At 48.7% G+C, this 20,450-nt stretch carries 22 protein-coding genes; 12 read left to right on the forward strand and 10 right to left on the reverse strand.

Annotation, left to right across the window (positions count from 1 at the left end):
* Positions 1-88 precede the first annotated feature (88 nt).
* The gene (gene codA / locus ACKFKH_RS06395) at positions 89-1,354 is read left to right on the forward strand and encodes a cytosine deaminase (protein ID WP_446857417.1); all 1,266 of its coding nucleotides are present in this window, start codon (positions 89-91) and stop codon (positions 1,352-1,354) included.
* Between the two features lie 273 nt (positions 1,355-1,627).
* On the opposite strand, the gene ACKFKH_RS06400 is transcribed toward codA, so the two are convergent.
* Both ACKFKH_RS06400 and ACKFKH_RS06405 read right to left on the reverse strand, forming a co-directional pair.
* The gene (locus ACKFKH_RS06400) at positions 1,628-2,011 is read right to left on the reverse strand and encodes a hypothetical protein (RefSeq protein ID WP_446857418.1); all 384 of its coding nucleotides are present in this window, start codon (positions 2,009-2,011) and stop codon (positions 1,628-1,630) included.
* A 10-nt stretch (positions 2,012-2,021) separates the two neighbouring features.
* Positions 2,022-3,425, reverse strand: coding sequence for an ammonium transporter (locus ACKFKH_RS06405; protein WP_446857419.1), 1,404 nt, complete (start codon positions 3,423-3,425; stop codon positions 2,022-2,024).
* 325 nt (positions 3,426-3,750) lie between these two features.
* On the opposite strand from ACKFKH_RS06405, the gene ACKFKH_RS06410 reads away from it, so the two are divergent.
* The 4 genes from ACKFKH_RS06410 (at position 3,751) to ACKFKH_RS06425 (ending at position 6,326) form a co-directional block, all read left to right on the forward strand.
* Positions 3,751-3,960, forward strand: coding sequence for a hypothetical protein (locus ACKFKH_RS06410; protein ID WP_446857420.1), 210 nt, complete (start codon positions 3,751-3,753; stop codon positions 3,958-3,960).
* 284 nt (positions 3,961-4,244) lie between these two features.
* Positions 4,245-5,060: an MOSC domain-containing protein gene (locus ACKFKH_RS06415; protein ID WP_446857421.1), complete on the forward strand. Its 816-nt coding sequence runs from the start codon at positions 4,245-4,247 to the stop codon at positions 5,058-5,060.
* Between the two features lie 196 nt (positions 5,061-5,256).
* The gene (locus tag ACKFKH_RS06420; RefSeq protein WP_446857422.1) at positions 5,257-5,736 is read left to right on the forward strand and encodes a hypothetical protein; all 480 of its coding nucleotides are present in this window, start codon (positions 5,257-5,259) and stop codon (positions 5,734-5,736) included.
* A 401-nt stretch (positions 5,737-6,137) separates the two neighbouring features.
* Positions 6,138-6,326: a hypothetical protein gene (locus tag ACKFKH_RS06425; protein WP_446857423.1), complete on the forward strand. Its 189-nt coding sequence runs from the start codon at positions 6,138-6,140 to the stop codon at positions 6,324-6,326.
* A gap of 195 nt (positions 6,327-6,521) precedes the next feature.
* Here ACKFKH_RS06425 and ACKFKH_RS06430 read toward each other — a convergent pair whose 3' ends face one another.
* From ACKFKH_RS06430 to lexA, 5 genes are all read right to left on the reverse strand, one after another.
* On the reverse strand, positions 6,522-7,307 hold the full coding sequence (locus ACKFKH_RS06430) for a HEAT repeat domain-containing protein (RefSeq protein WP_446857424.1): 786 nt from the start codon (positions 7,305-7,307) through the stop codon (positions 6,522-6,524).
* 79 nt (positions 7,308-7,386) lie between these two features.
* The gene (locus ACKFKH_RS06435) at positions 7,387-7,890 is read right to left on the reverse strand and encodes a GNAT family N-acetyltransferase (protein ID WP_446857425.1); all 504 of its coding nucleotides are present in this window, start codon (positions 7,888-7,890) and stop codon (positions 7,387-7,389) included.
* Between the two features lie 163 nt (positions 7,891-8,053).
* Positions 8,054-8,302 carry a hypothetical protein gene (locus ACKFKH_RS06440; protein ID WP_446857426.1) on the reverse strand — a complete coding sequence of 83 codons (249 nt, stop codon included), beginning with the start codon at positions 8,300-8,302 and terminating at the stop codon, positions 8,054-8,056.
* Between the two features lie 120 nt (positions 8,303-8,422).
* Positions 8,423-9,682 (reverse strand): AmpG family muropeptide MFS transporter, encoded by a 1,260-nt coding sequence (locus ACKFKH_RS06445; RefSeq protein ID WP_446857427.1) that lies wholly within the window; start codon positions 9,680-9,682, stop codon positions 8,423-8,425.
* A gap of 98 nt (positions 9,683-9,780) precedes the next feature.
* Positions 9,781-10,401: a transcriptional repressor LexA gene (gene lexA / locus ACKFKH_RS06450; protein WP_446857428.1), complete on the reverse strand. Its 621-nt coding sequence runs from the start codon at positions 10,399-10,401 to the stop codon at positions 9,781-9,783.
* A gap of 206 nt (positions 10,402-10,607) precedes the next feature.
* Here lexA and ACKFKH_RS06455 point away from each other — a divergent pair, with 206 nt between their 5' ends.
* On the forward strand, positions 10,608-11,528 hold the full coding sequence (locus tag ACKFKH_RS06455; RefSeq protein ID WP_446857429.1) for a class I SAM-dependent methyltransferase: 921 nt from the start codon (positions 10,608-10,610) through the stop codon (positions 11,526-11,528).
* Position 11,529: 1 nt separating this feature from the next.
* Here the strand turns inward: ACKFKH_RS06455 and ACKFKH_RS06460 are convergent, their stop codons facing one another.
* Positions 11,530-11,913 carry a YkvA family protein gene (locus tag ACKFKH_RS06460; protein ID WP_446857430.1) on the reverse strand — a complete coding sequence of 128 codons (384 nt, stop codon included), beginning with the start codon at positions 11,911-11,913 and terminating at the stop codon, positions 11,530-11,532.
* A 145-nt stretch (positions 11,914-12,058) separates the two neighbouring features.
* Positions 12,059-13,030: an aldo/keto reductase gene (locus tag ACKFKH_RS06465; RefSeq protein WP_446857431.1), complete on the reverse strand. Its 972-nt coding sequence runs from the start codon at positions 13,028-13,030 to the stop codon at positions 12,059-12,061.
* A gap of 322 nt (positions 13,031-13,352) precedes the next feature.
* Here ACKFKH_RS06465 and ACKFKH_RS06470 point away from each other — a divergent pair, with 322 nt between their 5' ends.
* Positions 13,353-14,450, forward strand: coding sequence for a tetratricopeptide repeat protein (locus ACKFKH_RS06470; RefSeq protein WP_446857432.1), 1,098 nt, complete (start codon positions 13,353-13,355; stop codon positions 14,448-14,450).
* A gap of 388 nt (positions 14,451-14,838) precedes the next feature.
* Here ACKFKH_RS06470 and ACKFKH_RS06475 read toward each other — a convergent pair whose 3' ends face one another.
* Positions 14,839-15,660, reverse strand: coding sequence for a tetratricopeptide repeat protein (locus ACKFKH_RS06475; protein WP_446857433.1), 822 nt, complete (start codon positions 15,658-15,660; stop codon positions 14,839-14,841).
* Between the two features lie 174 nt (positions 15,661-15,834).
* Here ACKFKH_RS06475 and ACKFKH_RS06480 point away from each other — a divergent pair, with 174 nt between their 5' ends.
* The 5 genes from ACKFKH_RS06480 (at position 15,835) to ACKFKH_RS06500 (ending at position 20,374) form a co-directional block, all read left to right on the forward strand.
* Positions 15,835-16,926: a glycosyl transferase gene (locus tag ACKFKH_RS06480; RefSeq protein ID WP_446857434.1), complete on the forward strand. Its 1,092-nt coding sequence runs from the start codon at positions 15,835-15,837 to the stop codon at positions 16,924-16,926.
* Positions 16,927-17,279: 353 nt separating this feature from the next.
* Positions 17,280-17,696 carry a secondary thiamine-phosphate synthase enzyme YjbQ gene (locus ACKFKH_RS06485; RefSeq protein WP_446857435.1) on the forward strand — a complete coding sequence of 139 codons (417 nt, stop codon included), beginning with the start codon at positions 17,280-17,282 and terminating at the stop codon, positions 17,694-17,696.
* Positions 17,697-17,707: 11 nt separating this feature from the next.
* Entirely contained in the window at positions 17,708-18,736 is a 1,029-nt protein-coding gene (locus ACKFKH_RS06490) for a hypothetical protein (RefSeq protein WP_446857436.1), read from the forward strand.
* A 57-nt stretch (positions 18,737-18,793) separates the two neighbouring features.
* Positions 18,794-19,093: a hypothetical protein gene (locus ACKFKH_RS06495; protein WP_446857437.1), complete on the forward strand. Its 300-nt coding sequence runs from the start codon at positions 18,794-18,796 to the stop codon at positions 19,091-19,093.
* A gap of 57 nt (positions 19,094-19,150) precedes the next feature.
* Positions 19,151-20,374, forward strand: coding sequence for a hypothetical protein (locus tag ACKFKH_RS06500; RefSeq protein ID WP_446857438.1), 1,224 nt, complete (start codon positions 19,151-19,153; stop codon positions 20,372-20,374).
* Positions 20,375-20,450 lie beyond the last annotated feature (76 nt).

The following is a 20,450-nucleotide window of genomic DNA, read 5'->3' on the forward strand; positions in this document are numbered from 1 at the left end:
AATGAAGTATTTATGGGCTGCATTCCATCATCTGCGCCTAAAATTCTGTATTTCACTCAAAGCCAACCGCTAACCCAGGGTATTTAGTATGTCTGATCAGCCTTACGACATTCTGTTGCGTCAGGGTCGATTGTTGTGTGCAGTCGATCGCGTTGAGCAAGTCGATGTCGCGATTCAGAATGGCAAAATTGTGGCGGTTGCCCCTTCTATTGAGGGAACGGCTGTTTTGGAGTTGAACGTTGCCAATCAGCTAGTCAGTCCGCCTTTTGTCGAGTCCCACATTCATCTTGACTCGGCGCTAACCGCTGGAAACCCTCGCTGGAATCAAAGCGGCACCCTGTTTGAAGGAATCGAAGTCTGGCGAGAGTATAAGCAAAATCTGTCGTTGGATAACGTCAAGCAACGGGCGATCGCCACGCTCAAACAGCAGGCCGCGCAAGGGGTTCTCTTTGTCCGCAGTCATGCCGATGTGAGCGAGTCGAGTCTGACCGCCCTACAAGCTTTGTTAGAAGTTCGGGAAGAAGTCAAAGATTGGATGACGCTGCAAGTCGTAGCCTTTCCTCAGGATGGAATCTATGGAGGGGCTAAAAATGAGTCGCTGATTGAGGAAGCGATGAAAATGGGAACCGATGTCGTGGGTGGCATTCCTCATTACGAACTGACTCGTGAAGATGGCGTGCGATCGGTTCATCGGATTTTTGAACTAGCGGAACAGTACGATCGCTTAATTGACATTCACTGTGATGAGATTGACGATGATCAGTCCCGGTTTTTAGAAGTGGTGGCGGCCTGTGTGATGCGTCAAGAGATGGGTTCGCGGGTGACGGCGAGCCATACGACAGCGTTTGGGTCTTACAACAATGCTTACGCCTTCAAGCTGATGGGCTTTTTGCAGCGCACTGCGATCAATTTCATCGCTAACCCTTTGATCAACATTACATTACAGGGTCGAACGGATACCTATCCCAAGCGTCGAGGCGTGACGAGGGTTAAAGAACTCTGGCAACAAGGGCTGAATGTCAGTCTAGGTCACGACTGTGTACAAGATCCCTGGTATTCGCTTGGTACGGGAAACATGCTGGATGTCGCGTCGATGGCGGTTCACGTTTGTCAGATGACTGGAATGTCTGAGATTGAGGCTTGTTATAACATGGTGACGTGGCACGGGGCAAAAACGCTGCATGTTGAAGACCAGTATGGCGTTGAGGTGGGCAAGCCTGCCAATTTGATTGTATTGGATGCCGACGATCGCTACGATGCCATTCGTCGCCGCGCTACCGTCCAATATGTGATCTCAAACGGCAAGCTATTAGCCCAGACAGAACCTCCTAAAATTCAATGGAAAGGCGTGTAGGGGAAAAATGTAGGAGCGATCGTCTAAATTTAGACAGCCCTCAGCTTGATGAAAATGCTCTGCTGCGGTTGCAAATTCGGGAAAGCAAGCTAAATCCCCCACAAGTGCTTGTCATTACCAACATTTTTCAGGCGTGCGGGAGTCCCCAAGCTAAGTCCTGTAAGTAGGGGACTTTGAACTGGAATCCTTGTCTTGAAGTCTCCCACAATGGGGGGTTGGGGGGCAGAAGCGCTTGACAACGCAGCGAAAAAACTTTATCGAACTGACGCTACGTTAACGACGCAGATTGGATTTCCGCTTTCTCGATCGCCGCCGTCCGATCGTCGTTCCGGTTCCCAATAACCCTAGCATCGCCAAAGGTTGCCAGTTTGCTTGCATTTCAGATCTGACGCGACGATCAGCCGTAGTCGAATCTTTGGCAGTCTGAACCCAGGAACTGATCATCGACCCCACACTGGCCAAAACAAGAATACTCAAAATCGCCGGATTTTTGGATTTTGACCCATCTTGCATGGTGAAGGAGGCATAGATGAAATAGAGCGAAATCGCCACAGAAATCAGCAGCAAAATCCCAATCATCGTCGGATTGTTGGCAAACGTGTAAATCGGCCCCTTGGTCTCAGAAAACTCTTTGAAGGTCGAGAATGGACTTGGCATGATGATTCTCCTATTCGGCGGATAGTTTGGGCGTGGCGATCGGAACCGTTTCACTCGTGCTGGCAAGATGAGAAACTAGAGACATCGAGGCATATTCTGGGTAACCTTCAACCCCCAGGTCAGCGAGATCCAGCCCCACGATTTCCTCTTCTCGCGACACGCGCAGCAGGTTAAATTTCTTTAAGAGCCAGCTTGTCCCGTAGCCCGGAATAAAGCCCAAAACAACGGTGCAAATCAGGGTGCCCACGACCTGACCCCCCAAATTAATCGATGGAATGCCTTCGCCCTGCGGATAGCCATTGGCTGCGATTCCAACCGCGACGGCACCAAACACCCCGCAAAATCCATGCACCCCCACCGCACCGACGGCATCATCAATGCCCATCTTCTCGATCGCAATGATCATCTTCGGCATACAAAACGCAGCGATAAACGCCAGCACAATCACAAGAGCAGGGTGATACAGATCCATGCCTGCCCCAGTTGCGATGATGCCCGCCAGTCCGCCTGAAATTGTGAAAAACGGGTCGCCCTTTGAGGAAACGTAAGCGCCCACCAGTCCTGCCGCCAGCGCCATTGTGGTACTGACTCCCACCGAAGCTAGTGTCATCGGCGTTCCGTAAATTGTGGTTTCTCTGGCGTACCCTGGCAAAAAGATCAGACAGGCGGCAAGAAAGGCGTAGAAGCCCACAAAAATTAGCATCAAGCCCACCATCGTCAGTGGCAAATTGTGAGGCAAGATCGGGCGCGGTTTGCCATTTTCATCGTACTTGCCCACTCTGGCCCCCAGATTTAACAGCACGCCTAATGTAAAGAAACCCGACACGCCATGTACCACACCTGCACAGCCAAAATCGTGATAGCCCAGCTTGGTAAACATCCACCCATAAGCGTTCCAGCCCCAGGCAGCGGCGACGACCCAGGTAAAGCCTCCCAGGACGATCGACAGCACCAGATAAGCGCCAATCTTGACCCGCTCAATCAACGCGCCTGACAAAATCGATGCTGTCGTCATGGCAAACAGCGCAAAGGCAAAGAAGAAAACGCCCGTAATGTGATCGCTGGTATTGGGCCCCAAAGCAGGCGACCAGGGGTAAGACGCATCTACATAAACCATTGCGGCTTTGATCGTTTCGCTCTGCTCAGGATTTGTCCACGGGCCCAGAATGCCACCCGTAACGGGGAAAAATGGAAAAGCGTTGTAAACCCACCAGCCAAAAAAGAAAAACGCTAACCCAACACTCGCCAGCGTCAGCAGGTTTTTGACCATTGTGGCCAGCACATTTTTGGTGCGCGAGGCTCCTCCTTCATAAGCAAGAAAGCCTGCGTGAATCAGCAGCATAAAAACCGAAGCCCAATAGTAAAAGGACTCCGAAGTAAACGTTCCGAGAAATTGTTGCGCTTCTGGAGACATAAACTTTATATCCGGGGTAAGAACACTATTTGCAATCTCAAACAACAAACCTAAAGCGAACCTGAACCAAACCTAAAGAGAAGTTAAACCCGACTTGTTATAACAAATGGTATTCAAATTGACCGTATCAAAAATGCAGTCAGATTATCGTTCACTGTAGCGATCGAGCCGATCGTATTTCAAAAATTTCTTCGAGACGCAGCGGTTCTAAAACTGCTCTCAGATCACAACGGCGATTTGTAAAGGTTGCTGCTGCGAATCCCTACGCTAAATTCTGGCAACGCTACTGACAATCGACTTTACATCACTGGGCCCAACCAATGAGGTGTTGCGTCAATTTGCCGGAAATATAGCACTTTTGGGAATGGAATCGCTGGACTATTGGAATCAGAGCGTCAACGAACGAGTATTGCATAACGAAACGAAAAAATTAGACGCAGAAGGCAAACGCAAACTCGCAGAAAGTCTCTTACAAGAAGCGGCCGCAGAAGAAGCGAAGAAACTCGTCAAACCCTATGCTGCAAGCCTTGTGTGAGCGTAAAGTTAACTTTTTATCAACCAAAAATTGACAGCAACGATATTTCGCAGGATGCTAAATCAACGTGAATTCGACGAAATTCTTCACTTCGCGCTTCGAGATATCCGCAAGGGATTGCAGATTTGGATTGCCCCTCAATTTCCCTAACATGGAGGACTCTGAACTAGAATTCTTGTCTTAAAGTCCCCCAGAACTGGCAGCTTGGGGGGCAGAGGCTCTTAATAAAGAAGCGAAAGAACTTCATTGAGTTGACGCTAAATCACAAATTTTGAGGATTCGATATGGTGGATGAATCGATCGTAGGTTCAGTCGTGTCGCTCTGGCGCTATCCAATTAAATCGATGCTGGGCGAAGAGTTGAATGCGAGTCAGGTGGCAGAACAGGGATTGCTGGGCGATCGTGCCTTTGCTCTAATCGATAAGGCGACGGGAATGACTGTCAGCGCCAAAAATCCGCGTAAGTGGGGCAAAATGTTTGATTGTCGGGCGACCCTGGCCGAGTCGGGAGACGGCGTTGACTTATCGCAAGTGAAGATTACGCTGCCGGATGGGTCGATCGTGTTCAGCAGTGCCCAAGATGCTGACCAAATTCTCTCTAGTCTGTTGGGTCGTGAGGTGAAATTAGAAACGATCGCGCCTCAAAAACCTAGCTTAGAGGAATACTGGCCGACGGTTGAAGGGTTGCCTCATCAAGATACCGTGACCGACGAGGCGACGCTTGCCAATACGTTTTTTGATGGCGCAACGATTCATTTATTAACCACGGCAACGTTGAATCGCTTTCAAGCCATTACGCCTGGGTCTCGATTTGAAACTCGGCGCTTTCGTCCTAACATTATGGTCGCAGCTAACGGCTCAACAGGATTTGTCGAAAATGATTGGATTGGGCAGACGTTGGCGATCGGGGGTCAAGTCCAGTTGACGGTGACGGGGGGCTGTCCTCGCTGTGTGATGACGACAATGGCTCAGGGTGAATTGCCCAATGATGTCGAGGTTTTGCGAACTGCGGTTAAACACAATCAAGGTAACGTCGGTATCTACGCCAGCGTTGCTCAAGGTGGCACTGTTCGACGTGGTGATGTAATCAAGCTGCTGTAGATTTTGCGATCGCAATCTTTTAGACAGTGATTTACAACATGTGAATTTTGTAAGTTCTGTTGTGCAGTATGAGTGATATCTCTGACTTTCTCAAACCGTTGGGGATATCATTTGTGATCGTGATTCAAAGGTGACTTGTCCAAGGGCGATGTCTCGATTATTCGATCGTCTTTGCCAAAAACTCAGACTAATCTAAATGCTTCAAGAAAAGTGGGGCAAACTCTTCTTAAGGAAGACCATTAGATTAGAAAGTTTTATGCGATTTCTGTTCGTTACATTAGTTGGGCTGCTCGTTGTATTGTTTGTAGCCTATCAGCCAATAACAGATGCAATAAATGTGCAATCAGTGCTGACTAGTCAGAGTGCATCCGCCGTTGATTATGATGCACCGTCAAAGTTATTAACAATTCTCCAAAACAATCCAAAAGATGAGAACGCCTGGAAAGCACTTCATCACTACCGTTCTCTTACAGATGCTGGACTGACGCTCACATTTTATCGTCATTGCTTTAATGCCCTTAAAGAAAAGCCGCTATTGTTCCTTGATAGATACATCGCAGGCGATGAACAAGCTCTATTTCGGATGATTGACGCGATCTCACATGATTTTTCAGCTTTTGCAGGAGCTTTTGCAGGAGAAACATTTCAAGCGACTAATCAAGTTTTTGAGCGATAGTTAGATAGCATTTCAGACTTCAAAACGACGCACTCTCAAGACAAAGAAGTATACCGTCGCGGTTATGATTTTAGCCGTGTTAGTCAATCTCAGTACGATTCATGGAGCCTGAGATATTGTGAATTTACGAGAGAAAACTCCAAAGCTGTTGCCAAAAATTGCGCCATCTGGGAAAAGCAGTGAGGATACAAGCCGCTCGATCGCTCTCACTTGAGTAGATCCCAAAAACTTTCTTCACCCATATGGTCAAAGTAACTGAAGTCGCTGAATTATTTCTCCAGGTCTGTTCACATGTCCGATTCACCCTGCAAGAGCATCGTGAGAACTGGGAAAATGAACAAGCTTCGCTGCTATGCTGAGATTGAAGGAAGATAGCTAAATTTATATTGGCGGCCCTTAGCGTGGATATCTTAATTGAGTCAACGAAGAGCTTTGAGAAGGATCTTGACGGGTTGAGCGAAGATGACAAAGCCACAACAGTCAACAAGATCAATGAATGTGTCAGCCTTTTCCCAACTCAAAAAGCTGATGTCGATCGTCAGTTGCGTCTCGAACAAGAACATTCCCAAAAACAAGGCTGCACAAAGTAAAAGGTATCAAGCAGGCAATCTATCGTGCTGATATCAATAAAGTTTCAGGCTGGCGCATCCACCTTCAATATATTAATGGGCAAATCCATCTCAAAGACATCATTGAGGGGAAAAGACATGACGATGTGATCGAGGTGATTAAGTCGAAAAAGACACGCTATGAGTAATTCATAGTTTCCTTAATCCGCAGTTTTCTTAGCCCCAAGATTCGCGGCCTCTTTCCCACGGCAGTCCTTCCTGCTCCAATTCTTCGATCACCTGCAACCCACGCGGATCGCCCACCTTGAGCATTGAGGCTTTCGCATCTTCTCTCACGCCCACATCTTCATCTTCGGCAAACGCTTCGATCAGAGCATCGATCGCCGTCGCATAAATCACGTTTGACGGCAGTTCTCGACAGAGTTGACCCAACGACCACGCACAATTGCTGCGAATGGCTGCGATCGGATCTTGTCTGAGTGCCTCGATCAACGGCGGAGTCGCAGCCACCACCACCTCATAACCCACCGTCGCCATCTGCGCGAGAGAACTGGCCGCCCAAAGTCGCACCGCAGAAATATCCGTCTTCAAAGCATCAATTAAAGTTTGTAAAGCGCGGCGATCGCGACAGTTGCCCAACGCCCAAACCACACCCTTTCGCACATAGCCATTCCAATCTTGCTCATATTGCGCGATCAGTGACTCTACCGCATCATGACTGGGATTGCGCCCCAACCCATAGGCAGCACTCACCCGCACCAGCGGACAGGGATCGCTCAACAACCCAATCAGATGCGGAATGGCGCGATCGTCTTGCAATTCACAAAACGCTCTGGCAGCCAGCATCCGATGTTGCACATCCTGCGAGTCGAGGAGCGCCAACATTTCATCGGGGTCTGGTTTTGGGGTTGCTGACTCATCTTCGATAATCGGAATCTGATCTAAAGGGTCTGCTAAATCAGCTTCGATATCGAGAACGGTCAAGTCATCATCACTATACATATCTGTAACTTTACAGCACCAAACGGCCAGAAAGTTTTGAGTTTTAAGCCAGATTTCGACTCAAAAATCAGAACATTGCTCAGTCTTCCAGGGATTTGACCATCCACAAAGATTGAGTCTCATACCCCAGGAATTGATAGAGCTTAAGCGCAGGTTGGTTAGATTGAAAAACTTGTAAACCAATTTGGCGATCGCCCCTCGCTTTTGCCCAACTTTCAGCGTACCGCACCAGGGTCGCTCCGATGCCTTTGCGCCGATGTTGAGGTGACACGTAGAGTAAAAAAATGTGGGCATGACGATCGCCACTCGCCTGATCGATCGCGTTTCCGACCCAGAGGCAAGCAATTGGATGAATCGATCGCGCAGAAGGCATCCCGTCCGCTATATTCAAATCTTCCTCGGCCCACTCAACCCACCACAGCGGCGTTTCTTTAGAAAAATATTGCTCAACCGTCAGCACCAAATGGTCAACCTCTCCCTGCGGAAAAAGCTCTCGATAAGTGCGCTGCATAAATTTCACCAGCAGCGCCCGATCCAACGTTGAACCAGTTAGCAAGCGGTAATCGAGGGGCAGGTCGAACACAGGGGTGAGGGATGAAAGGATTGATGTGCTGGTGATAGAAAGGGGTGATGCTCTAGTCAATCTCAGTAGCCCAGCCCAAATTTTTTACAGATTTCTCATCCCTTCCCCCTACCCGTGAAGCGGATTACCCCCAAAGGGGAAACAGATCATCGAAGTTCTTCCTCTAAAGCTGTTCTGACAACCCTGGCTCGTCTGGCAACCCTTTAAGTAGCGCTGAGAGAGCAGGTGGTAAGTCTGCAACGCTCTCACCCGTGGGGGATTGGGCTTTGTCGCTGGTTGGGTTCACTTCCTCGATCGGGGCAGGGGCGGCCATGTCATTGGGCAAAAAGATTCTGGCACTCACCGCAACAAGGGAGACGATAAAAACCAGCACAACCAGTAGGGGGGCAATGTACTGACGAAAGAGAGCCATAGGACGGGCGATCGCAATGAAGGGATAGGGGTAGAACAAATAAGCTCAAGATTTGTAAAAATCTCTAATCTAATCCTACCGCTCAAGTCCCGATCCCGGTTGACGAAATGGAGCGACTTCTTAAGAAATTTCTTCGATCTTCGGAGGCTCACCATTCCAGGGGGCAAAGATTGGCAGCAGCATTAATCCAGGAACAGCCGCCAAAATCGTAATCGCAAAAAACGCCGGCCAGCCCGTCCCTTCAACTAACTTTCCAGCAGGGGCGACCAGAATGTCTCGACTGAAAGCCATCAAGCTAGAGAGCAACGCAAACTGAGTCGCTGAAAATCTCTGGTTGCACAAACTCATCAAAAACGCCACAAAAGCAGCCGTTCCCAGTCCACCGCAAAAGTTTTCAATATTAATGGCGACCACCATTGAGGGATAGCTCTTTCCAAGCAGCGACAAAATTAGATAGGTCAGGTTGCTGATGGCTTGTAGTCCGCCAAATACCCAGAGCGATCGATAGATGCCAATTTTGCTGAGAATTGCTCCTCCGGTCAGCGTCCCGACGATCGTCGCCAGCAGCCCCATCCCGCCTTGAATCGCGCCAATGTCAGTTTGGGTAAAGCCTGTCTTGAGCAAAAACGGGGTCGCCATGTTGTTGACGAGCGAGTCTCCCAGCTTGTACAGCACAATGAACACTAGAACGGCGATCGCCCGCATCTGTCCGAGCCGCTGGAAAAACTCGATAAATGGCAACGTTACCGCTTCTGCCAGAGACGCAGGAGGTTGAGTCCGCAGGTCAGGTTCGGGGGCCCAAAACGCGGCGATAATGCCGATGCCCATAAATAGAGACAACAGCAGATAGACCAATTGCCAGGGCATTCGATCCGCCAAAATCAGGGCTAAAGAACCTGTCAGCAGTAGCGCAATTCGGTATCCTAAAACGGTGACGGCGGCTCCGGCCCCCATTTCAGGCGGACTTAATACATCTGTGCGATAAGCATCAAAAGCAATGTCTTGACTGGCGCTCAGAAAGGCGATCAAGAGGGCATTAATCGCCAGCAGTTGAAGAGACTGTTTGGGGTTTTGCGTTGCCATCAGCGCGATCGCGACCACCAACCCCACCTGTGTAATCACCAACCAGCCGCGACGACGGCCTAAAAAGGGGGGCATGTAGCGATCGAGCAGCGGCGACCAAATGAACTTCAGAGAATAAGGCAAGCCAACCAGACTAAACAGCCCGATCGCACCCAGTTTGACCCCTTCTACGGTCATCCATGCTTGCAAAGTTCGACTCGTCAGATATAACGGCAGTCCCGATGCGAAGCCCAGGAGAAGGAGAGCCGCCATTTTGCGACTTTGAAAAACTTTGAGAAAGGACGAAAATGAATTCACGACGGACAGCAACTCCTGTTGAGCCTGGCTGATGCGGTTTGCAATTCAGACATCATCTCACAGTGAGTAGAGTCAGGAAGAATCTGAGTTTGTCAAAACTACAGCTTGCCGTAGCCGCGCCACACTCCTACCAAAACGCCCTGAATTTCGACCTGGGAGGCAGGAACTTCGGTGACGGGGTAAAGCTCTCGATTAGGGTTGCCAGGTTGCAAAACGATTTTGCTGCCCTTTCTTTGAAAATACTTGAGCGTGGTTTTGCCTTCGACTCTGGCAGCGACGATCGTATCGTTTTTGAGGGTTTTGGGATCGTCTGTCGGCTTCAAGATCACGACATCGCCATCGTCAATCAAAGCGTCGATCATGCTGTGACCTCTGACCTTGAGCGCAAAATGTTGTGGCTTGAGCAGCAGACTGGAGAGATCCAAATGCTCAACTTCGTTGTCGGGATAATTCTCAACTAAGCTGGTGGCGGCGATCGCACCCAAAATCGGCACTCCTTTGGGGGTTGCCTGAAGCAGACGAATGGTGCGGGCCTGACCTTCTGACCAATCAATGTAGCCTTTATTTCGCAAGTGTTCTAGACGGCTTTGCACAGGTGCCGGAGACTTGAGATTCATGGCGGCCATCATCTGCCGAATCGAGGGAGAATGCTGATGTTGGTGAATGTACTCGGCTAGCCAGTCGTAAAGCTGTCTTTGGGCTTCGGTGAGGGATTCCATAACAGAATGAATGGTAATGGATTTTAGAACATTTGTATCATATCAAATTGAGATCGTCTAGTCATCTAAACTTTGCTCTCTAAGAACACTTGTATCATGATTTTGTGATTAGTTAAAGAGGAAATTGCGATCGCTGCCAATTCACAGGTGCAGCAACTTTGCAATAATGATTTTGTTGATCAAACGTTGTTTCAATTTTGCGACTTATGACTGCTGTTGATTCCACTCCTCGTCTGTCTTCTCGCGTTGTAAACGGCATTTTGGCGATCAAGCCGCTATTTGATTTGGCAAAATATCAGGCGCGCCAGATGATGATCAAACGGGCAACGTCGATCGGGGTCAACTGGCTAGAAGATGCCAAAAAGCTACGATCGCGCGATTGGTCAACCGAGTTTAATCAAGTTAACAATCCCACGCTCACCTATCCCGATTATTATTTGCGTCCCTTTCATGCCTACACCGAGGGCAATTTGGGTTGGGAGCCTGCCAGCGAAGTCGAATCTGCGGCTCATGCTGTCCATGCTCGAATCTGGAAAGATGCGGGAATAGAAGGCGATTCTCGACTGCGGCAAAGCTACCATGATGTGTTGAAAGCTCAACTACCCAAAGCGCCACAAGACATTCTGGACATGGGCTGTAGTGTGGGAATGAGTACTTTTAAGCTACAAGAAACCTTCCCCGATGCAAGGGTTATGGGCGTTGATTTGTCACCTTATTTTTTGGCGATCGCTCAGTATCGAACTCAAGAACTCGCCCCTCAAAATCCCCCAGTTTGGCTTCACGCCGCCGCTGAATCGACAGGCTTACCGTCCGCTTCTTTTGATTTGGTGTCCGCTTGTCTGATGTTTCACGAGTTGCCTAGAACTGCCGCAGTAGAAGTCTTTCAAGAAGCAAAACGGCTACTGCGTCCCGGTGGACATCTGACCATTATGGACATGAATCCTCAGTCAGAAATTTATGCCAAAATGCCGCCCTACATTCTGACGCTGCTCAAAAGCACAGAGCCGTATATGGATGACTACTTTTCGTTTGATCTAGAGGGGGCGATCGTTCAAGCCGGATTCACCCATCCCAAAGTCACCCGCAACACGCCCCGCCACCGGACGATAATCGCTCAGGCAGTGTAGTTTATTTGTTTAGGTAGAGTCCGATCAAATAGACCATTAGCACTCCTATCAGAAACCAAATGGTGACGATCGCTCCGGCCACAATCCAGTTTTGTCCTGGGCGATCAGATGAATCAGACGCAACTTGCGATCGACAGTCACTCAACACAGCCGGGGGAATCATTTTGAGAACCAACCAAATTCCCAATGGGACAATAATCAGATCGTCAAGCTGACCCAAAATGGGAATGAAATCCGGAATGAGGTCGATTGGACTAACCGCATAAGCCCCAATCAAAACCGCCAGCAGCTTTGCATACCACGGTACTCTAGGATCTTTGCTTGCCAGATAGACAACGTGAATCTCTCGCTTTAGACTTTTTGCAAACTGTTTGAGGGATGGCATCAAGCATTCAACCTACCAGCAAAAAATCAACGGTAACACAAGACTAATTCACGGCTAATTTGCTGTTAGTTTGCCGAGGTGTATTAGCTGACATCCCTAAATTCATACCTAAATTCATAACGTCTGATTGCAGGATGGATTTTGCCTATGGATTTTGCTGCAAAAACGTCTCGATCGCGTTCAACGCTTGCTCACTCAATTGATAATTTGCGGCTCCGATTACCCCTTCAACCTGTTGGGCGTTACGACCGCCGACGATCGCGGCTGTGACAGCGGGATGCTTTAGCGTCCAAGCGATCGCCACTTCACCCGCAGAATGGCTGCTTTGCTGACCGATTTCTTTAAGCAATTGAACCAGTTTGAGGTTGCGAGAAAGGCGTGGCTCTTGAAATTGGGGGTTGCGTTTGCGCCAGTCGTCTTGTGGCATTTGGGCGATGCGATCGGCAGTCATTGACCCTGCCAGTAGCCCAGACTGCATCGGCGAATAGACAATTACACCAATGTTATTTTCCTGGCAGAAAGGCAGAATGTCCGTTTCGATTTCACGGCGCACCAGCGAATAAGGCGGCTGAAGCGATGTAATCGGAGCGATTTTTTGAATGCGTTGCATCTGCTCGACGCTGAAGTTAGAAACGCCGACATAGCGCACCTTACCCTCAGTTTGCAGGTCTGCCAGCGTACTCCAGCCTTCCTCAAGATCCGCGTCTGGGTTTGGCCAGTGAATCTGATAAAGGTCGATCGCTGCGATTTGTAGTCGGCGTAAGCTATCTTCTACTTCACGTCGGAGAGAATCTGCCTTAAGGCTGCGACCGATCGTCCCTTTTTCGTCCCAAATCATGGAGCATTTGGTAAACACATAGGGTTGCGATCGTCCCTTGAGCGCCCGACTCACCACTTCTTCAGAGTGTCCCAATCCATACACTGCGGCGGTGTCGATCCAGTTCACTCCCAGGTCGAGGGCCCGCTGAATCGCCGCGATCGACTCCTGATCTTCCTGGTGACCCCAACCAAACTCCCAGCCGCCTCCGCCGATCGCCCAGGCTCCAAAACCGATCGGGGTGAGATGCAGATCAGAATTACCTAGTTGTTTTGTTTGCAGATTAGTAGTCGTTTGCATAGTCGCCTCTTGAGATGAGCAGTCACCAGATCCCCTATGCTAGGGCGGTCACATTGGTCTGACATCAAACATTTGGTAGAGAACGACGATCGCGGACGCAGTGCAGAACCATTCATTTGACGGTGGTCGATAAGTCAAATGACTTTTGCACTTAGTGAGAATTTTTACCAAAATTTTACATAAACCTCAATCTGCCCTGATTCCTAGGGAACCTTAACTTCTAAGGATTCAAGCGGCTGGAATTGTGGATCTAAATTCAGATTACTTCTCCGATCGCTCATACCCGGATAGTTACAACGACGGGAGAACACGTTGACGCTCTATGGTGCAGACTGAAAACGCCACCGCCGAAAGCCTTTTGCAACAAGGACTCACCTTTAGCCAGGTCGGAGACTACGCCGACGCAATCGCCTACTTTGACCAATCCCTTGTCCTCAACCCCAGCTTGTTTGACGCACTCAGCGAGAAAGGCAGCGCTCTGATTAATTTAGGACAGCACGAAGCGGCGATCGCCCACTTTGAAAAAGCCATTTCACACTATCCTCACGCTGGATATTTTCACTACAGTCGCGCCTGGGCTGCCTATGTCGCTGGACATTTTGAAATCGCGATCGCCAGCTTTCATCGAGTCCTCGAAATCCAACCCAACTATCCCTATGCTCAATACAGTCAAGGACTGACGCTCTATGCGATCGGGCGCTATGAAGAAGCAATTCCCTATTTTCTCAAAGCGATCGAGCAGTTTCCCAATTTTGCCGATGCCTGGTATATGCACGGAGCCGCTCTTTATGTGACCAGACGCTATGAAGGCGCGATCGATCACTTCAATCGTGCTTTAGAACTGCGCCCCGACTCCGAAGAAGCGCTCTACAGCCGGGGAAACGCTTTGCTCTGTGTGGGAGATTATGAAGCGGCGATCGTCAGCTACGAGAAAGCTTTGACCAGCCAGCCCGACGATGCAGACGCTTGGTACTATCGGGGTATTGCCTTCAAACAACTCAACCGCCCCGAAACGGCGATCGCCAGCTACCAAAAAGCCGTCGAGTTGCAGCCTGACCACATTCACGCCTGGTATCAGCAAGCCTGCGCCTGTATGAGATTAAATGATTTGGAGGCAGCGATCGCTAACTTCGATCGAGCCATCCAGCACAAACCTGACTTTTACGAAGCCTGGTACAACCGGGGCGTGACGCTGAAAAATCTGGGGCAGCTTGCTCAATCAGTTGAAAGTTACGACAAAGCTCTGGCGCTCAGACCTAACGACTTTCGAGCCTGGAACAATCGCGGTGGAGTTCTTTGTAGTTTGGGCCGTTTTGAGGAAGCAGTTGCCAGCTACGACAAAGTTCTCGCGCTCAAACCGGACGACGAGCTTGCGCTCAAAAATCGGAGTGTGGCGGCTAGGAGAATTCAGCAGGGATGAGGGAGAACTTTGTTCTGCTGCGCGAGGAGGGAGGAGGAAAGAGGGAGGAGGGAGGAAAAGACGATACAAGCGATCGATTTTTGGCATCCGCTTCTTGATTTCTAGGGAGATTTCCTTTAGTCAATTTATCCCTCTGTCTCCCATGAGGGTTCTGAAAGTCAAGTTGAGCGCGGAGACAAACTGAGTTGAAATAACAGGCTTTTGAGAGAATTGAGCCATGTTGCCTTTAAGAAAAAATGCAGTTGCAAAAAAGCAGACTCAAGGTACGAGAACAACAATAGCCTCAACTTTGAAATCATTTGTCAAACAGGTCTCCGCGTCGCTGAAATTCAAGATTTGACCTGGAATTCAAAATCTGACTTATTTGATTTGAGAGACCTGTTTTTATCTACTGTTGCTGTCTTTTTAGGGCTTGCATGACTCGCTGATAGCTCTCGGTATCTCCTTGCTGCTGATAAAGTTTGGCGGACTGTTGAAAGTCAGCGATCGCTTGTGGCTTGCGGCCCATTCGAGAATAGGTAATGCCCCGATTAAAGAACGCATTTGCAAATTCTGGATTGAGTTTGAGTGCTTGATTATAGTCAGAAAGTGCGCCCTGTCTGTCACCCAAATCATCTCGCGCATTGCCCCGATTGACGTAGGCTTTAGCATCTTTGGGGTTCAATTTGATTGCTTGATTGTAGTCAGCTACCGCCCCTTCATTATCTTCTAACCGAGCACGGGTTACGCCTCGATTGTAGTAAGCATTACCATCTTTGGGATTTAATTTGATCGCTTGATCGTAGTCAACTAGCGCCCCTTTTCTATCGCCCAAATCGTCTTTTGCATTGCCTCGATTCACATAGGAGTCAGCATCTTTGGGATTGAGCCGAATCGCCTGATCATAGTCTGCGATCGCGCCCTTAAGATTGCCCAGATCCGATCGTGCCAGTCCCCGATTGTAGTAGGCATCTGCTAGTTTGGGTTCGAGTTTGATGACTTGACTAAAATCATCTACTGCTCCCTGAGCATCCTTTTCGTCGAGGCGACGCAGCCCTCGCTCAAAATATTCTCTAGCCGTTTTAGGGGTTTCTTGAGCGACCAGCGTCCGCACCGAAGAAATATCTCTTAAATCAGGGTTTTTTGCCAACAGTGACCCTTGACTCAACACGATCGTGGCAACTGTAACTGTTCCTGCCACCAACCCAAACAATGAATTAGACCGACGCATACCTTACTTCACGTTTAAACAAACCAATCCAGTCTATCTAGCCCGATCTCACAACCCAAAATACTTAATATTCTCGAAGCATCAGCAGGCAAAATAATGAGGTCACTGTTCCTGCCTCATCTCTCATCCCTCCTCGCGAATGCGGGGCAAAGCCCTCCCTTATCCCTTTCTTCCATGCCTCAACCCATTCTCTATATTGCCATCACCAATCACGGCTTTGGACATGCGACTCGTGCCGCTTCGGTAGCCGCAGAAATTCAGAAATTGTGTCCAGAGATTCTGTTGATTTTGGCGACAACGGCTCCCCGATCGCTCCTCGAAGCTTACATTCCCGGTGATTTCATTCATCGACCTCGCGCGTTTGATGTGGGCGTAATTCAAAGTGACAGTTTGACGATGGACAAGGCGGCTACCTTAAAAAAGCTGGAAGAAATTCGAGCAAAACAGCAATCGTTGATTGCCTCCGAAGTCAGTTTTATTAAACAAAATCGAGTGGGATTGATGTTAGCGGATATTCCTCCGTTGGCGGCATCGATCGCGGCAGCGGCTGACATTCCTGGATGGATGATGGGTAACTTTGGCTGGGACTTTATCTATCGAGAATGGGGGGGTGAATTTGACGAAATGGCAGATTGGATTGGGAAGTGTTTTGGGCAGTGCGATCGCTTGTTTCGTCTCCCATTTCATGAGCCGATGGCAGCATTTTCTAACATCATTGATACAGGGTTGACAGGTGTCGATCCGCGATTTGATCTTGAAGAACTGCGATCGAAATTCAATCTATCTGACACCCCAAAAGAAAAAATCGCCCTGATGACCTTTGGAGGATTGGGACTGCATAAAATTCCCTACGAGAATGTGCAAAACTTCCCTGATTGGACATTTATTTGTTTTGATTTGACGGCTCCTGACTATCCCAACTTGTTGAAGATTGACGATCGCTTCTACCGTCCAGTTGACTTTTTACCTTTGTGTGGTCGGCTGATGTCTAAACCGGGCTACAGCACTTTTTCGGAAGCTTGCCGATTGGATGTTCCGATCGTTAGCATTACACGAGAAGGCTTTGCCGAAGCACCCGTTTTACTAGAAGGGATTCAACAGTATGCTCATCACCAAATTCTCACGCCAGATGCTTTCTTTTTGAATAAATGGGACTTTTTGAATCAGCCCTTAATTGCGCCCCACTCAACTCAAACACTCGCGAAAGATGGAAACGCTACTATTGCACGGGCGGCGATCGAGTATCTGAAAAAATCAGGCTATTAGACAGTCAATCAATGTGAGTACACAAGTCCATACTCACTTCGTTCTAGTCGGCTTCAGCCCCCTAAATCCCCCATTCTGGGGGACTTTAAGCAAAAAAGGCTTCCAGAATTTAGAACCCTGATCAGCGTTCAAAGTCCCCCAAATTTGGGGGATTTAGGGGGCGAAGGATTACGGCAAGTACAGATCAATCGACTTATGTATACACGGTAGGCCCTTCTCCTTGAGAAGGGAAGATCTTTTGTTTCCTCTCCTGGGGGAGAGGGTTAGGGTGAGGGCAGAAAGACTGTGCTACACAATTGGGATGCTCCCAGGCACAATAGAAGGTGGAGACGTTCGCCTCATAACCCTTGATCATGTCTCAGTATCAGAAAATTATCAGAATCCCTACGTCGGGTAAATCGCTGCTTAGAATTACTCAAAAAATTCAGGCGATCGTCGCTGACTCTGGCATCCAAACCGGAATCTGTCACTTGTTTTTGCGCCACACCTCCGCCAGTCTGATTATTCAGGAAAACGCCGATCCTGATGTGTTGAAAGACTTAGAGAATTTTCTCTCAAAGCTGGTTCCAGAGTGGGAGAATTACATTCATAGCGCCGAAGGGCCAGACGACATGCCTGCTCACATTCGCACCGTGCTCACCCACACTTCTGAGCAAATCCCGATCGCTCAAGGTCGCCTTTTACTCGGAACCTGGCAGGGCATCTACATCTGGGAGCATCGTCAACGGGGAAATAGCCGCGAAATCGTGGTTCATATTGCGGGAGAGTAGGAGATGGGCGGGTGGTTGTAAAAATTGGGCAGCTTAAAACTCAACAGATCAAAACCTTCTGGATTGCCGGAATTTTGGTGGTTGGCAGTTCGCTAGGCGGATGCAGTGTCGAAAAAGCGCGATCGCTTCAAGGGGCAGCCGTTCAATTTAAGACAGAATCTTTGGCGGCGATCGAAGCCATCGACACTATGCGAAAACGGGAACTCGAAGCGCCTCCACGATCGCAAGCTGAGATGCGTCAGAGTTTTATCAATCGGATTCTCAATTCCAAAGTCGATATCAATAGTACGGTGATCGATCTGGCGATCGACCCATTTCAGCCGCCCAAAGTTGCAGAGTGGGACGATTTTATCGTCGATTTGCGCGGTCAGTATGAAGGGTTCGCATCGATTTTTGACAAGCTCAATAGCGGCACACTGGTCAGTCGAGACGAAGCCCGCAAGTCGGCTGAATATGCCAAGACGCTAACCGTTCAGATGGCTTTGTTGGCGGACGCAATTAACAAAAATCCACCGATGCTGACCCAGTATCGATCGGGGGTGATTGTCCGATTTAGAAAGCTGCGTCAAGAGTATCAAACCGTGCTGGCAAAGCTGAAAAATGGCACTGGAAACGAGACACTACAACAATTAAACCAACGCAAGTCTGACCTCGAAAATCAAGCGGGCGAAATGATGGGCGAATGGCAACAGATCAAACAAGAAGAACAAAAACTATTAGAAACAACTGTCGCTCAATGCACCAAAGCGGCTGTGTTGGGCAAAGACTTGATCGAAGTGGCCAATCGCTACGACGAATTAGATCTCAACCAACTGAATACGCTGATTCCGAGAATTTTGACCACGGCTTCTGCCTTTACAGGTCGTGACTATACCAGTCTCAAACTCAAAGCAACGGGCGTGGTGGCTCAGATTCGGTCTGATCCTTTTTGGAGTGATGTGACCCGTAAACTGCTTGATCGGGCCAACACTGCGGCGGCGAGTCGATCGCAAATTCAGGTTAGTCTCCCTGCTGAAGTTGCCTTACCTCCCAGACGTTAGCGGCTAAATCTAGAAACTTTTGTAGAACAGACCAACGCTCAACTCAAAACTCCCACCATGTCAGACCACAATCGGCTCTTTCTACAACAGGCTTCTAACCTTTTAAACGAACTGCAAATTCGCTATCTAGAAGCCGACTTTGACGAACAGGTAGAACTTAAAGATGATCTCGATCGCGCCATGAGCGATTTTTCACGAGCAAAATTGGCCATTCTTAAAAACAGCGTTACCTGTACGTCAGATGATGTCAAACAAATGCAGCAACTGCGAAAAAAAGTCTCTACCGCCCCCAACTTCTCCCAAATCGTTAGTACTGTTGTTAGCTTTGCGACGTTTGTGCGATCGAGATTTTTTTGATGCGTAATTCTTCACCGAGGCGCTGATATCAGAACAGGCAAACCCATAAGTTACCCTATGTTCACTCTCGAACAGATTGATCAACGCTTATCCGATTGGCAACACAAAGTTGGGCTTGTGAGTCAAATTCTCATCGAATTGCAGGATATTTATACCTATCAACGACTGTCTGGTGATTCAGGGGTTCCTACCATTCAACTAACCGGAGCGACTGCCGCTCAAGTGATGCCTGCATGGGAGGCGATGAATGATTTATTGCAACACTTTGATCTGTTGGTGAAGACCAGCGATCGCATCACTCAACTGCGAAAGCAATATTCTCGATTTTTGGGATCTCAGCAGATTTTGCAAGAAATTGAGGAGACTTTAACTGACGTTTGGATTCAGCTATCGGTGGAGCGCCTGCCCCCATCTCAAAGAAATTTTCTCACACAGGAAGGGGCAATCTCGACCATATCGCCTGCTCAGTTATTAACGGTGATGTTGGCAGTGTTTCAAACCGCAAAAGAGGTGATGTTGGCGGTGGATGTGGCCTGGTCAGCAATCGATTTGAAGTTATCAACTGCCGAGACAGAACTGCGATCGCTTCGACAATCCGCTAACTTACTGGAGCAAACTATCATTGTCGGACTCACTCAGGCAGAACAGGCGATCGCGACGATTCAGGCTCAGATAGCGCAAGACCCGTTAGGCGTTCACGATCAATTTGAACAAACCATTCAACCGCTGATTACACAAGCCAGAAACGCACTAGAACAAAGCGCCCAACAACGAACCCAGGTACAAGAAAAACTAGCGATCGCGCATCAGCTTCTCAGCGAATTAGAAAAAATTCATCAAGGTGCGATCGCGGCCTTTGCGGAAAGTCGAGAAAAAGTCGTGGATCACTCAATGCTGATAGATCCGATCGCTTCAGAGCAAATTGCCGCACTTCACCAATGGTTAACTCGATTAGAAACCAAGTTTGCCCAGGGGTTTATCAGTCCGATTTTGGTCGGCTTAGAGAATCTGACTCAAAATATCAATCAAGCGATCGCCACCGAAAAACGGGCATACTCTGCCAATCTTGCCCCGATCGCCACCCGCCAAGAATTGCGCGGCCGACTTGATGCCCTCAAAGCCAAAGCCCTCGCAAAAGGATTGTCTGAAGATGCCACCTTGATCAATCTCGCCACTCAAGCCAAACAGCTTCTCTACACGCGCCCAACGCCTCTAGAAAAAGCGTCCGAATTGATTTCACACTACGAAAAACGACTGAATGGCAAGAAAGTTTTGGATTAGAACCTCTAGACTTTCTCCTCTTGTGATTAAGGGAGCCAGGGGAGATCTCTAAATTTCAGTAGATCAAAAATTCTTT

Source organism: Phormidesmis sp. 146-20 (assembly GCF_052939475.1).